The 13,324-nt window shown below is 72.3% G+C and carries 13 protein-coding genes; 11 read left to right on the plus strand and 2 right to left on the minus strand.

The window, feature by feature from the left end:
- Positions 1-136: 136 nt before the first annotated feature.
- Genes ACGWYJ_RS09990 through ACGWYJ_RS10005 form a run of 4 tightly spaced genes read left to right on the plus strand, consistent with a single transcriptional unit; the run spans position 137 to position 4,129 of the window.
- Positions 137-967, plus strand: coding sequence for an enoyl-CoA hydratase/isomerase family protein (locus ACGWYJ_RS09990; protein ID WP_395105408.1), 831 nt, complete (start codon positions 137-139; stop codon positions 965-967).
- Positions 968-974: 7 nt separating this feature from the next.
- Positions 975-2,105, plus strand: a complete 1,131-nt coding sequence (locus ACGWYJ_RS09995; protein WP_395105409.1) for a CaiB/BaiF CoA transferase family protein — start codon at positions 975-977, stop codon at positions 2,103-2,105.
- A 31-nt stretch (positions 2,106-2,136) separates the two neighbouring features.
- Positions 2,137-3,312, plus strand: coding sequence for a LysR family transcriptional regulator (locus tag ACGWYJ_RS10000; protein ID WP_395105410.1), 1,176 nt, complete (start codon positions 2,137-2,139; stop codon positions 3,310-3,312).
- Positions 3,257-4,129 (plus strand): NADP-dependent oxidoreductase, encoded by an 873-nt coding sequence (locus ACGWYJ_RS10005; protein ID WP_395105411.1) that lies wholly within the window; start codon positions 3,257-3,259, stop codon positions 4,127-4,129. The genes ACGWYJ_RS10000 and ACGWYJ_RS10005 overlap by 56 nt, the downstream gene beginning before the upstream one ends.
- 8 nt (positions 4,130-4,137) lie before the next feature.
- On the opposite strand, the gene ACGWYJ_RS10010 is transcribed toward ACGWYJ_RS10005, so the two are convergent.
- Together ACGWYJ_RS10010 and ACGWYJ_RS10015 are read right to left on the minus strand one after the other, a co-directional pair.
- On the minus strand, positions 4,138-4,917 hold the full coding sequence (locus tag ACGWYJ_RS10010) for an IclR family transcriptional regulator C-terminal domain-containing protein (RefSeq protein ID WP_395105412.1): 780 nt from the start codon (positions 4,915-4,917) through the stop codon (positions 4,138-4,140).
- 68 nt (positions 4,918-4,985) lie between these two features.
- Positions 4,986-5,801, minus strand: coding sequence for an IclR family transcriptional regulator C-terminal domain-containing protein (locus ACGWYJ_RS10015; protein ID WP_395105413.1), 816 nt, complete (start codon positions 5,799-5,801; stop codon positions 4,986-4,988).
- 283 nt (positions 5,802-6,084) lie between these two features.
- Between ACGWYJ_RS10015 and ACGWYJ_RS10020 the strand changes: the two genes are divergently transcribed.
- Genes ACGWYJ_RS10020 through ACGWYJ_RS10050 form a run of 7 tightly spaced genes read left to right on the plus strand, consistent with a single transcriptional unit; the run spans position 6,085 to position 13,305 of the window.
- Positions 6,085-7,482 carry an MFS transporter gene (locus ACGWYJ_RS10020; RefSeq protein ID WP_395105414.1) on the plus strand — a complete coding sequence of 466 codons (1,398 nt, stop codon included), beginning with the start codon at positions 6,085-6,087 and terminating at the stop codon, positions 7,480-7,482.
- Positions 7,476-8,762: a Rieske 2Fe-2S domain-containing protein gene (locus ACGWYJ_RS10025; RefSeq protein WP_395105415.1), complete on the plus strand. Its 1,287-nt coding sequence runs from the start codon at positions 7,476-7,478 to the stop codon at positions 8,760-8,762. Before ACGWYJ_RS10020 ends, ACGWYJ_RS10025 begins: the two co-directional genes overlap by 7 nt.
- A 43-nt stretch (positions 8,763-8,805) precedes the next feature.
- Positions 8,806-9,876 (plus strand): ABC transporter substrate-binding protein, encoded by a 1,071-nt coding sequence (locus ACGWYJ_RS10030; RefSeq protein WP_395105416.1) that lies wholly within the window; start codon positions 8,806-8,808, stop codon positions 9,874-9,876.
- Positions 9,877-9,904: 28 nt separating this feature from the next.
- Positions 9,905-10,762 (plus strand): ABC transporter permease, encoded by an 858-nt coding sequence (locus tag ACGWYJ_RS10035; RefSeq protein ID WP_395105417.1) that lies wholly within the window; start codon positions 9,905-9,907, stop codon positions 10,760-10,762.
- Positions 10,759-11,634 carry an ABC transporter ATP-binding protein gene (locus ACGWYJ_RS10040; RefSeq protein ID WP_395105418.1) on the plus strand — a complete coding sequence of 292 codons (876 nt, stop codon included), beginning with the start codon at positions 10,759-10,761 and terminating at the stop codon, positions 11,632-11,634. The genes ACGWYJ_RS10035 and ACGWYJ_RS10040 overlap by 4 nt, the downstream gene beginning before the upstream one ends.
- Before the next feature lie 2 nt (positions 11,635-11,636).
- The gene (locus tag ACGWYJ_RS10045) at positions 11,637-12,764 is read left to right on the plus strand and encodes a zinc-binding dehydrogenase (protein WP_395105419.1); all 1,128 of its coding nucleotides are present in this window, start codon (positions 11,637-11,639) and stop codon (positions 12,762-12,764) included.
- A gap of 40 nt (positions 12,765-12,804) precedes the next feature.
- Positions 12,805-13,305 carry a hypothetical protein gene (locus ACGWYJ_RS10050; RefSeq protein WP_395105420.1) on the plus strand — a complete coding sequence of 167 codons (501 nt, stop codon included), beginning with the start codon at positions 12,805-12,807 and terminating at the stop codon, positions 13,303-13,305.
- The last annotated feature ends 19 nt before the right edge of the window (positions 13,306-13,324 follow it).

Here is a 13,324-nt window from a genome sequence, read left to right on the forward strand (position 1 = left end):
GTGACGCAATGAGTCGTCCATTGTGTTCTTCAATACATCGCGCTTCGTTTTGCTCTTTGACGCACTAGGACGGCGTTGCCGAGGATGGGCGCGGTGTCGGAGCAGCGGATGATCGTGACGAGGGATGGTGCACCGGATGGATCGTCGGACCCCGATCGGCTCGGGAACCGTGCTGTTCGAGTTCGGCGACGGTGTCGGCACGGTGGTCCTCAACCGGCCCGAGCGCCGCAACGCGATCTCCTGGCAGCTCGTCGAGGACCTGCTCGCCGCGATCGAACGGGCCCGTTCGGAACGCGGCCTGCGCGTCCTGGTCATCACCGGCGCGGGGGGCGACTTCTGCGTGGGCGCCGACCTGGCGCGCGTCGCCTCGGGCAACGCCGAGGACAGGGAGACGCGCACGTTGCGCGGACGCTCGGTGGCGGACGACCTCGAACGGCTGACCCACGCGTCCACCGTCGTGGAGGCGCTCGTGTCCTTCCCGATGCCGACGATCGCCGCCATCGACGGGGCCTGCGCGGGCGCGGGGCTGGCCTTGGCGCTGGCCGCCGACTTCCGGATCGCCGCCGACCGCGCGGCGTTCAACACCGCCTTCGTCAGCGCCGGGGTGCCGGGCGATCTCGGCAGCGCCTGGCTGCTGACCCGTGCCGTGGGGGACGCCCGCGCGCGGGCGCTGCTCCTCGATCCCGGGAGGTTCACCGCCGCCGAGGCGTCCGACTGGGGCCTGGTCACCGAGACCACGGCCGACCTGCCGGGCCGTCTCCGCGAGCTGTCCGGCAAACTGGCGGCACAGCCTCCGAAGGCGATGCTGTACGCGAAGCAGAACCTGGCCGACGCCGGGCCGGCCACGCTGCCCGACTACCTCCGGCGCGAGGTGCCCCGCATGGTGGACTGCGCCCACAGCCGCGACGCGAAGCGGGCGGCCGAGGCGTTCCTGGAGAAGCGCAAGCCGGTGTTCACCGGAGAGTAGGAGCCGCATGACCACGCCACTCGCGGGTATCCGTGTCGTCGAGTTCGGCCATTACATCGCGGCGCCCGCGGCGACGCAGCTGCTGTCCGACCTCGGCGCCGAGGTCATCAAGGTCGAACCGCCGGACGGCGACCAGGCGCGTGGCATCGGCGCCTACGGCGAGGGCATCGTCCTCGCCTTCAACCGCGGCAAGCGCTCAGTGGTCCTGGACCTCAGGCGCGCCGAGGACAGGAGCACCGCCCTCAGCCTGATCGCGGAGGCGGACGTCGTCGTGCAGAACCTGCGGGCCGGGGCGCTGGCCCGGTTCGGCCTGGGGCCGGACGACCTGCGGTCCGCCTACCCCCGGCTCGTCTACGTCTCGGTCTCCGGCTTCAGCCCCAAAGGCCCCTCCGCGCACCGGCCCGGCCTCGACATCGCCGCGCAGGCCGAGAGCGGGCTGATGTCGATCAACGGGGAACACGACGGTGATCCGCTGCGGGTGGGGTTCCCGATCGCCGACGTCGCCGCGAGCTACGCGGTCGTCCAGGCCGTCCTAGCCGCGCTGCTGCGCCGGGAGCGCACCGGCGAGGGCGGGGTGGCCGAGGTCTCGCTGCTGGACGCCGCGATCCACCTGCAATCCGCCATGTGGGGCGAGTGGCACGTCTCGGGGCGGGAGCCGCGGCGCAAGGGGAACGGCCAGGCCACGGTGGCGCCCGCGGCCGACCTCGTCCGCACCGCCGACGGGACCATCGTCCTCTCCGCGTACACCCCGGACCATTTCGCGCGGCTGTGCCGGCTGATCGACAAGACCTGGATGCTCGACGACCCCCGGTTCGCCGACAACCCGTCCCGGGTCGCGAACCGGGAGGCGCTGCTGTCGGAGATCTCGCAGGCCCTCGGCGTCCTCCCGACGGAGAAGTGCCTCGCGCTGCTGGCCGACCACGGCATCGTCGCGGCGGCGGTACGGACCTACGGCGAGGTGGCCGAGGCGGCGGACGTACGGGCCGGCGGCATCCTCACCACGGGGATCGGCCCGGACGGTGACCGCTACGCCATCCCCTCCCTTCCGTTCACCCTCGACGGCGTCGCGCCCGCGGCGGACCGGGCGGTGCCGCGACCCGGCGCCCATTCGGACGCCCCCACCTGGTCAGAGCCTTGACCGGCCCGCGAGCCGCGCGTTGGATCGCCCCATGAACGTCCGCGAGCTCGAATGTTTCCTCGCCGTCGTCGACCAGGGCAGCATCACCCGGGCCGCCTCGGCGCTCTACCTCGCGCAGCCGTCCCTGTCACAGATCATCCGCCGGCTGGAGGCCGACCTCGGCGTGGAGCTGTTCCGCCGGGTCGGGCGCGGGCTGGTGCTGGCCCCTGCGGGCGAGGCGCTGGTCGGGCCGGCCCGGCAGGTGGTCAGGGACATGCATCACGCCCGCCAGGTCGCCGAGAGCTACCGCGGGCTCGAACGCGGCCGGGTCGACCTGGCGATCTCCGCCTCGCTCACGTCGAGCTTCCTGGCCGCGTGGGTGGGCCACTTCCGCCGCAGGCATCCCGGCCTCACCGTCCGGCTCACCCAGCACGACGGGGACACCGAAGAGATCGCCGCCCTGATCCGGACGGGGGAGGCCGAGCTGGCCTACACCACCGCGCCCGTGACGCGCCAGGGCATCGAGTGCACCCACATCGGCGACGGCGAGGTCGTGCTGGCCCTGCCGCCCGGCTGGCGCACCGAGTTCCCCGATCCGGCGCCCGTCGCGCTGCTGGACGGCCTCCCGATGATCGTCGATCGCGGTTTCGGGCGCGTCTACCTCGACGCCATCCGCGACGAGAGCGCCGTGGAGCCCGCGGTCGTGGTCGAGGTCAGCGAGCCCGCCGGGCTGGTGCCGTTCATCATCGCCGGCGCCGGAGCCGCCCTCCTGCCGATGCGCCAGGCCCTGGACGCGCGGCGCCGCGGGGCCCGCCTCCGCATGATCGACCCGCTGACCTCGCGGCCCATCTACGCCGTCACGCCCACGGCCCCGATGTCCATGCCGGCCCGCAAGTTCCTGGAGCTCAGCAAGGAGAATTTGGAACGGTGGGACCGGGCCATCACCACGCGCACCGACCGGGGCATGGGGCTCCTGGAAGCGGCCATCGACGCCGACAGCGTGATCGAGACCGCGTACCAGCGGCTGGAGGAGACCCCCTACTATCCCCCGAAGGACACCGCGAGCCCTGAACCCGGCCCGGGTTTCCGGGATTCGCCCATGGGGACGGACTACCGGGGGGTGCCGGATGAAGGCGATCGTGGTGACGGATCAGGCCGCGGGAACGGCCGGGATGACGCTCGTGGAGCGGCCCGAGCCGGAGGCGGCGGGGAACGACGTCCTCGTTGAGGTGCACGCGTCGGGATTCACCCGGGGCGAGCTGACCTGGCCCTCGACCTGGACGGATCGGCTCGGCCGTGACCGGACGCCCTCGGTCCCCGGTCACGAGCTGGCCGGGGTGGTCAGCGCCCTCGGCTACGGCACGACGGGCCTGTCGGTGGGCCGGCGGGTGTTCGGCCTCACGGACTGGACCCGCGACGGCACCCTGGCGGAGTACGCGGCCGTCGAGGCGCGCAACCTCGCGGGGCTGCCGGGCGACGTCGACTTCACGGTGGGCGCGAGCCTGCCGATCTCGGGCCTGACCGCGTGGCAGGGACTGTTCCAGCACGGACGTCTCCAGGTGGGGCAGACCGTCCTCGTGCACGGCGCGGCCGGCGCGGTGGGTTCGATGGCGGCCCAGCTCGCCAAGGAGGCCGGGGCGTACGTCATCGGCACCGGACGGGCCGCCGACCGGCAGGCCGCGCTCGACTTCGGCGCGCGGGAGTTCGTCGACCTCGGCAACGACGCCCTGGAGGACGTCGGCGGGGTCGACCTGGTCTTCGACGTGATCGGCGGTGCCGTCCAGAAACGGTCGGCGGGCCTGGTGCGCGCCGGAGGAACGCTGGTGACCATCGCCGGGCCGCCCGAGGCGCGGCCCGCCGACGGCCTGGCGATCGACTTCGTCGTCGAGTCCGACCGCGCTCGGCTCGGCGAGATCGTCCGGCGGGTGCGGGACGGGCGCCTGCGCACCAACATCGGCGATGTCGTGAGCCTGGACGACGCCGTCGCCGCCTTCAACTCCACCGAGCGCTCCAAGGGCAAGACGATCGTCCGCGTCCGTCCGTGAGGACCCGGTCAGGCCGAGTGTTCGAGGTCGGCCTCGATCCGGGACGCCGTCGCGAGCAGCTCGGGAAGCCATTCCCGTCGCATGACCTCCACCGAGGCCCGGGTGATGTGCGCGGAGATGTTCACGGCCGCCACCACGGACGCGCGATGGTCGCGGACGGGCGCCGCGATCGAACGCATGTCCTCGAACCGTTCCTGGTCGGCGATGGCCCATCCCTGCCGCCGGGTCCTGTCGATCTCCTCCGCGAGCGCGCGGGGATCGGTGATGGTCGCGTCGGTGAGGCTCCGGAGCTCGGCGCGGGCGAGGTGGTCGGCCACCTCCTCCGGCGACCTGCCGGCCAGCAGGACCCGGCCGGTCGAGGTGGCGTAGGCGGGCGCACGGGTGCCCACGGCGATCGATTCGCTGAGGATGCGCACGCCGTGCACCCGGGCGATGTAGAGGACGTCCTGCCCGTCCAGCACGGTGAGCGAGACGGTCTCGCGGACCTTGTCGGTCAGCGCTCCCAGGTGCGGCAGCGCGATGTCGGGCAGCCGGATGCTGGACAGGTAGGCGTTGCCGAGTTCGAGCACGCGCGGTCGCAGCCCGAAGGTCCGGCCGTCGAAGTGCACGTAGTGGAGGTCGTGCAGCGTGTGCAGGAAACGGCGCGCGGCGGCACGGGTGAGCCCTGTGCGGCGCGCGACCTCCGTGAGCGTGAGGCGTGGTGAGCCTGGCTCGAACGCGCGCAGTACCGCAAGCCCGCGGTCTAGGGACTGCACGTAGTACTCCCCGCGTTCCACGGGTGCGGGCATGTCTCCTCCTGCTGCCGTACTGGTGCCCTGGACGTACGGGCGTCCGTCGCGCGTGGATGGGCGTGCCATCATGAGCCGAGCGCGCGCGGGCGGTAGAGCGACGGGTAGACCCGCAGGTCCGCCTCGATCCGGGCGGCGGTGGCCTGGAGTGGTGCGAGCAGCGTGCGCAGGGTCTGCTCCACCGGGACGCGGGTCGTGTGCGTGGAACTGTTGAGCGCCCCTACCAACTGGTCGCCTCGCCATCGCAGCGGCACCGCGACGGCCACCACCCCCTCTTCCAGCTCCTGGTCCACCAGCGACCAGCCCTGGGCGCGGACCTTCAGCAGCTCGGCGCGCAACGCCGCCGGATCCACGATGGTGAACGGAGTCAGCGGACGGAGGACGACCCGCTCCAGGTAGGCGTCGAGTTCGTCGTCCGGCTTCCCGGCGAGGAGCACCCGCCCGGCGGCGGTGGCGAAGGCGGGGAGACGGCTTCCCACGTTGACCGCCAGCGTCATGGGCTGGTCGGCGCTCGCCCGCGCGAGGTAGACGGCGTCGTCGCCGTCGAGCATGGTGAGCGACGAAGCGGCCCGCAGCTCGGTGGCGACGTCCTCCAGATACGGCTGGACGATGTCGGGCAACGACAGGTTGGACAGTTGCGGGTAGCCGAGGGACAGGACGCTCGGCAGCACCGAGAACACCCCGTCGTCGTTGGCGAGGTAACCGAGGTCGACCAGGGTGAGGAGGAACCGCCGGGCGGCCGCCGGGCTGAGGTTCGCCGCGCGGGCCACCTCGCTGAGGGTCATCCGCGGATGGTCCGCGTCGAACGCCTTGATGACCGACAGCCCGCGTTCGAGCGAGCGTACGAACTCCTGCGAGCGCTCGCCCGGGGGCACCGCGGTCATCCGTGTCCTTCCTCGGCGTTGACGTGCAAGCGTTGCTCCCTCGTGACGCGGTTCCGTCGCGCCTCTGACAGCGTGGCACGGCCCGGCGGCCCGCCGCACCGGACCGCGGCGTGGAGCCACCTCTGCGCGTAGCGCACACATTCCTGTATCGCGAAATCTTACGCCGCGTGATCTCCCGCATCGTACGGATGGTCGCCGTGCTCCTGTGCTTGACGTCACAAGAAACGTCTGCGTAGCGTGTGATCCGCCTCATACGCACAATGTTCGGATAGCGAAAATCTTGATGATCGACGATTCGGCAGGCAGAGCCCGCGGGCGGCTCGCCGGGCTCGCTCGACGCGGAACCCGCGGGCGGCCCGGCGAGCGGCTCGGTCAGCACGGAGATCGGGGCACCCCGGACTCCGGGCCGGGCACGCCGACGGCGGGCTTCGGCACCGCCCTCGCGCTCGCGATGAGCGTCGGACCGCTCGCGACGTACGGGATCAGCGCGACCGGCCCCCTGGTGACGGAGAGCCTGGACCTCAGCCGCACCGAGCTCGGCTCGATCGCGACGGTCACGTTCATCGCGGCGGCGCTGGCCTCCGCGCTGATCGGCCGGGCCGCCGACGTCTTCAGCGGACGGGCCGTCATGGCGATCCTGTTCGCCGGCGCCGGGGCGGCGCTGCTGACGGTCGCCGCCGCGCCGTCGTACGCGTGGCTGCTGGTCGCGGTCACGGCCTCCGGTGTCTTCCAGGCGTTGTCCAACCCCGTGACCAACCAGCTCATCTCGGCGAACGTGCCCGCCGGCAGGCGCGGCGTGCTGATGGGCGTCAAGCAGTCGGGCGTGCAGATGAGCCAGTTCGGGGCCGGGCTCGCGCTCCCGAGCATCGCCCTGGCCCTCGGCTGGCGAGGCGCGACCGCCGTCTCCTCGGTGGTGGCGGTCGCCGGCCTGGTCCTCGTCCGCACCTCGGTGCCGGCCGCCGTGAAGACGCTCCGCGAGCCGGGACGCCGCCGCGCGGGCGGCCGGCTGCCGTCCGCCGTGTGGTGGCTGTGCGCCTACGGGTTCCTCACCGGCGCCGCGCTCCAGGCGATGAACGTCTACCTGCCCCTGTTCGGCTACGAACGGCTGGAGATGAGCGTGACCACGTCGGGGCTGTCCGCCGCGGTCGTGGGCGGGGTCGGGCTCGCCGCGCGCATCTTCTGGGGACGTGTCGCCGACCGGACCCGGCGGCCGCATTCCCTGCTCGCGCTGCTCGCGGCGGTGTCGGCGGGCGCGGCGCTGCTCCTCATGGCCGCCGCCCTGGCCGGGACCGCCTGGACGATGTGGCTCGCCGCCGTGCTGTTCGGCGCCTCCGGCATCGCGACCAACGTGGTGGTGATGCTCGCGGTGGTCCAGGTCAGCGAGCTGAGCGTCGTCGGGGCCGCGTCGGGCGTGCTCGCGTTCGGCCAGTACCTCGGCTTCGCCGTCGGCCCCGTCTCCCTCGGCGCCGCCGTGGACGGGCTCGGCACCTACACCTCCGGATGGGCGTCGGTGGCGGCGGTCTACGCGGCGGCGGCCGCTCTCGCGCTGCTGTGGCGCGGGCGGGACGGTCCCTCCGCGGGCGCCGCCCACGCATCGACCCCCCCGACCCCCCAGGCGCCGTGCCCGGGGCCGGACAGGCACGGACCCGGGCCCCGCGAGCAGGAAGGACGAGCATGCTGACGAGGGAAAAGAACGAACTGCTGGTCAGGACCGGACCCGGCACCCCCATGGGCGAGCTGTTCCGCCGCTACTGGATCCCGGCGCTGCTGTCCGAGGAGATCCCCGAGCCCGACTGCCCGCCCGTCCGGGTGAAGCTGCTGGGCGAGGAACTGATCGCCTTCCGCGACACCAAGGGCCGGATCGGGCTGCTGGACGAGTTCTGCGCCCATCGCACGGCGTCGCTGTTCTTCGGGCGCAACGAGGAGTGCGGGCTGCGCTGCTCGTACCACGGCTGGAAGTTCGACGTGGACGGCAACTGCGTCGACATGCCCTCCGAGCCCGAGACCTCCACGTTCAAGAACCGGGTCAGGCTGAAGGCGTACCCGTGCGTGGAGCTCGCCGGGATCGTCTGGACCTACATGGGCCCGCCCGAGCGGCGCCCGGCGCTCCCCGAGCTCGAATGGGCCACCCTCGACGCCGACCGGCGGTTCGTCTCCAAGCGCTGGCAGGAGTCGAACTACCTCCAGGCGATGGAGGGCGGAATCGACTCCAGCCACGTCTCGTTCGCGCACCGCTACAACATCGACGACGACCCCATGCACGCCGGCACCGAGGGGCTGAAGTACCTCAAGGCGGACACCCGGCCGAGATTCGAGGTGGCCGAGTCGGACGGCGGGCTGGTCATCGGGGCCCGGCGGACCGCCGGGGACCGGTCCTACTACTGGCGGATCACCCAGTGGATCATGCCCTGGTACACGATCATCCCCCCGTTCGGCACCCACAACCCGATGGGCGGCCACGCCTGGATCCCCATCGACGACGAGAACTGCTGGGCGTGGAGCATCAACTACCACCCGACCCGCGCGCTGACCGAGCCGGAACTGGCGTCCATGCGGGCCGGCGAGGGCATCCACGTCAAGTACATCCCCGGCACCTACCGGCCGGTGGCCAACAAGACCAACGACTACCTCATCGACCGGGAGGCGCAGAGGGAACGCCGCTCCTTCAGCGGGGTCGAGGGCATCTCCGCGCAGGACTTCTCGCTCCAGGAGTCCATGGGCGCCATCGTCGACCGCTCCAAGGAACGGCTCGGCACCAGTGACGCCGCCATCATCCTCGCCCGCCGCCGCCTGCTGGACGCCCTCAAGCTCCTGGACGAGGAGGGCCCGCTGCCGGGCGCCGCGCCGGAGCACCAGCGGGTGCGTTCCGCCTCCCTCGTGCTGCCCGACTCCGTCCCGTTCCAGGAGGGCGCGCGTGACGCCCTCATCGCGGTGCCCGGACGGGAATTCGTCTCCATCTGAAGCCGGCGGGCCTGGCAGGCCCCGAAAGGAAGGAACGACCGACATGAAGCCGATCACCAGGGCGTCCGGTGCCGGGATGGCGGCGCTGGTCGCGTCCGCGCTGCTCGCCGGTTGCGGCGGCTCGTCCTCCGACGCGGGAGAGTCGTGCTCCGGCCAGAAGGTCACCGTCGGCATCACGAACAGCGCCAGTGACGCCCCGCTGTACGTCGCGGACAAGCGGGGCCACTTCAAGGAGCAGGGCCTGACGGTCACGTTCCAGCCGTTCGACTCCGCCGCCAAGATGATCGCCCCGCTCGGCTCCGGCCAGCTCGACGTCGGCGCGGGCGCCCCCTCCGCCGGCTTCTACAACGCCGTCTCCCGCGGGCTGCCGCTGCGCATCGTCGCCGACAAGGGCTCGATGCCCAAGGGGTACGGCTACATGCCGGTGATGGTCCGCAAGGACCTGTACGACTCCGGCAAGGTCAAGAAGGCCGCCGACCTGAAGGGACTGAAGGTCGCCGAACCCGCGCAGGCGACCGCCACCTCCTCCACCCTCGCCGCCTACCTCCAGACCGGAGGGCTGAAGTACGACGACGTCGAGCACGAGTACATCGGCTTCGCCCAGCACGTCACCGCGTTCCAGAACGGCGCGATCGACGCGAGCCTCACCACCGAGCCGTCCGCCACCGTCGCCGAGCAGGCGGGCGTCGCGGTGCGGGTCGCCTCGCCCCCGGACTTCTACGACAAGCAGCAGCTCGCCGTCCTGCTCTACAGCGGGAAGTTCGCCGAGCAGAAGAACCTCGGCACCTGCTTCATGACCGCCTACCTCAAGGGCGCGCGGGACTACATGGCCGCCTTCGACGACGGCAAGCTGGTCAAGGGCGCCAAGGGCGACGAGATCGTCAAGATCGTGACGGCCGCGACCGGCCTCAAGGCGTCGGTCTACACCGCGGCCGTCCCCAACTACGTCGACCCGGACGGGAAGGTCAACGTCGCGGGTCTCAAGCGCGACTACGACTTCTTCAAGCAGCAGGGTCTGCTCCAGGGCGATGTCGACGTCGACGAGATGGTCGACTCCTCCTTCGCCGAAGCCGCGGTGGCCAAGCTCGGCGACGCCGGGTCGGCGGGCTCCTGAGCCGGCCGAAGCCGAGAGGAGAATGCGCATGTCCGCCACTGACACCGCCGACGGCAAGGTCGGCACCGGGACCGGCGCGGCCACACGGAGGCGGTCCCCCGCCGTACCGGAGAGGCGCCGCCTGTTCGGACGGCGCGGCAGGGACACGGCGCTCACCGCCGGCAGCCCCGTCGCGCTGCTGCTGGTCTGGGAGGCGCTGGTACGGACCGGGGCGCTGGACGCGCGGTTCTTCCCCGAGCCCAGCGCCATCATCGGTCAGATGTGGACGATGATGGGCAACGGCGAGCTGTGGGAGCACATAGGCGCGAGCATGCAGCGCCTGCTCCTGGGGTTCTGGCTCGGTCTCGTCCCCGGGCTGGTGCTGGGCGTCGTCATGGGCCTGAGCCGCCCGCTCCGCGCGGCGATCGGCCCGCTGGTCTCCGGCACCTACCCCATCCCCAAGAGCGCCCTGCTGCCCCTCATCCTGCTCATCTTCGGGCTGGGCGAGATGTCGAAGATCGTCATGGTGGCGATCGGCGTCTTCTACCCGGTGGTGCTGAACACGATGGCGGGCGTCATGCAGATCCAGCCGATCTACTACGACGTCGCCAAGAACTTCGGCGCCCGCAGATGGCAGGTGTTCCGGACCGTGGCCCTGCCCGGCGCGATGCCCAGCATCATGACCGGCGTCGAGCTCGGCACCGGCCTCGGGCTGATCCTCATCGCCATCGCCGAGATGGTCGGCGCCAAGACCGGCCTCGGCTACATGATCTGGAACGCCTGGGAGCTGTACTCCGTGGAGACCATGTACGTCGGTCTCCTCGTCATCGCGGTGATCGGCTACCTGCTGTCCCTGCTGATCTCCGGTATCTCCCATCTCGTCATGCCGTGGAGGGCGGACCGATGAGCGCCGACCCGCGGACCATCGACGCCGGGACCGGCACGGCCGACGTCAAGATCGCGCTGCGCGGGGTGACCAAGCGGTTCGGCTCCTCCGGCCGCGGCGTCACCGCGCTGGACGGCCTGACCCTCGACATCCCCCGCGGCCAGTTCTTCATGATCGTCGGGCCGAGCGGCTGCGGGAAGACCACGCTGCTGCGGATCCTGGCGAACCTGGAGCGGCCCACCGGCGGCGAGGTCGACGTCCGCAGGACGGCCGAGGACCGGCCGGAGAACTCCATGGTCTTCCAGGGCGACTCGATCTTCCCCTGGATGACCGTGTGGGCGAACACCGCCTACGGGCTGCGCATGCGGGGCGTGCCGGCGAGCGAGATCCGCGACATCGTCGGCCACTACCTGGACAAGACCGGGCTCACCGCCTTCCGCGACGCCTACCCGCACGAGCTGTCCGGCGGCATGCGGCAGCGCGTGTCCATCGCCAGGGCGTTCGCGAACGACCCCGACGTGCTCCTCATGGACGAGCCGTTCTCCGCGCTGGACGAGCAGAACAGGACCCTGTTGCAGGGCGAGCTGCTGCGGATCTGGGACGAGACCCGCAAGACCGTGGTGTTCATCACCCACTCCGTCGACGAGGCGGTGACGCTCGGCGACCGGATCATGGTGATGACGGCGCGTCCCGGACGGGCCAAGTCCTTCGTGGACGTCCCGTTCGAGCGGCCGCGCGACGTGCTCGAACTGCGGCACCGGCCGGAGTACGGGGAGATCGTCTACGACATCTGGCAGCACCTGCGCGACGAGGTCGACCGCAGCCAGAAGGCGCAGAGCACCCCGCCGCCGCGAAGCCTGGCGCAGCGGCTGGCCCGGCGCGGCGGGAGGTGAGCGTGGCGACCGGTACCGCGTTTTCCGCCGATACCGAAGCCCTGGCGAGCGTCGCGTTGGGCCACGGCCGCTCGGAGATGCGCGCGTTCCCCCTGCGCGACCACCCGCCGGACGCGGGCTGGCTGCGGGTGGAGGCCAGCGGTGTCTGCGGCACCGATGTCGGCCTGTTCGCCGGCGCGCTCGATGGGCCCCGCATTCTGGGGCACCACGTGCTCGGCCAGATCGCGGCGCTCGGCGACGTGGCGGCGGCCCGCTGGGGCCTGCGCCCGTCCGACTGGGTGGTCCTGGAGGAGTACCTGCCGTGCGGCGAGTGCCGGATGTGCCGCACGGACCGGTACCGGCTTTGCGCCGACACCGACCTGTGGAAAGGCGGGCGCAGGATCGGCCTCGTCGACGCCGCCGAGGAGCCGGGCCTGTGGGGTGGCAACGCCCAGTACCTCTACCTGCCGCCGAACGCCGTACTGCACCCGGTTCCCGAAGGGCTCGCGCCGAGCCTGGCGGTGTGGGCGCTGCCCCTGGCGAACGCGCTCGACTGGGTGCTCGGCGCCGGACGGCTGGCCAAGGGCGAGACGATCGTGATCCTCGGCCCCGGCTACCACGGGATCGCCGCGGCGGCGGTCGCGCGTGACGCCGGCGCCCAGCACGTCGTCGTGTGCGGCCTGCCCCGTGACCGGGCGCGGTTGAGGCTCGCCGAGTCCCTTGGCGCCACCACGCTGGAGCCGGCGGGGAACGACCTCGCCGGCGCCGTCGCCGACCTCACCGGCCGGCCCGGCGCCGACGTCGTCCTGGATCTCGTGGCGGCCGGCCCGGAGACGCTGGGCGACGGTGTCGGGCTGCTCGGGCAGGGCGGCCGCCTGGTGCTCGCCAGTCCGAAGTCTCCCGCTCTGGCGGGCGTGGACACCGCCGCCCTGATCCGCCTCACCGCCGGGGTCGTGGGGGTGCGCGGCCGTAGCCCTCAACGGGTACGGGAGAGCCTCGCGTTGCTGCGACGTGGCGGGCTGGGGCTGGAGCGGGTGCCCACCGAGGAGGTGCCGCTGGCGGAGGCCGGTTCGATGCTGGGACGCCTTGCCGCGGGCGAGGGGCCGGACACGCCTCATGTCGTGGTGCGCCCATGGATGGCCGATCGGTGAGCGCCACATCGAGCGTGACAGAGGAAACGGAGGATCGGTGATGGACCCCGCGAGGCGGGTCTACGAGGCCCGCGTCCTGATCATCCCGCAGGGGCCGTCGGCGCTCGCGGCCGAGGCGGAGATGCGTGAGCTCGGGCTCGACGGCGTCATGTCCCTCCACCCGGAGGCCGGCGCCAACGGCTCCTCCGGCCTGCGGATCCGGCCGCTGTCGAGCGGCGGCTGGGCACGGCCGGCGCCGGTGGACCGGGTGGGCGACGCCGTCGCGGGCGTCGACATCGTCGTCCTGTTCGCCGCCGACCTCGCCGAGGTCGACGCCGCCGCCTGCCACGCCGCCGCCGACGCCGCACGGGCGGAGGGCGCCCTGATCGCCGCGCTGATCGTCCGTCCGGACGTCGCAGGCGGCGCGATGGGCGGCACGGCGGCGATGGCGGCGTTGCGCGCCGCCGCCGACATGGTGGTGATCGTGCGCGGGCCGGGGTCGGCTGCCGCGTTCCTCGACGTCCTGCGCGGCGGGCGGCGGGAGACGGCCACCGTCTCCTGACCGCCCGGGGACCGCCCGG

The organism is Actinomadura sp. SCN-SB (assembly GCF_043906805.1).
GTDB lineage: Bacteria > Actinomycetota > Actinomycetes > Streptosporangiales > Streptosporangiaceae > Spirillospora.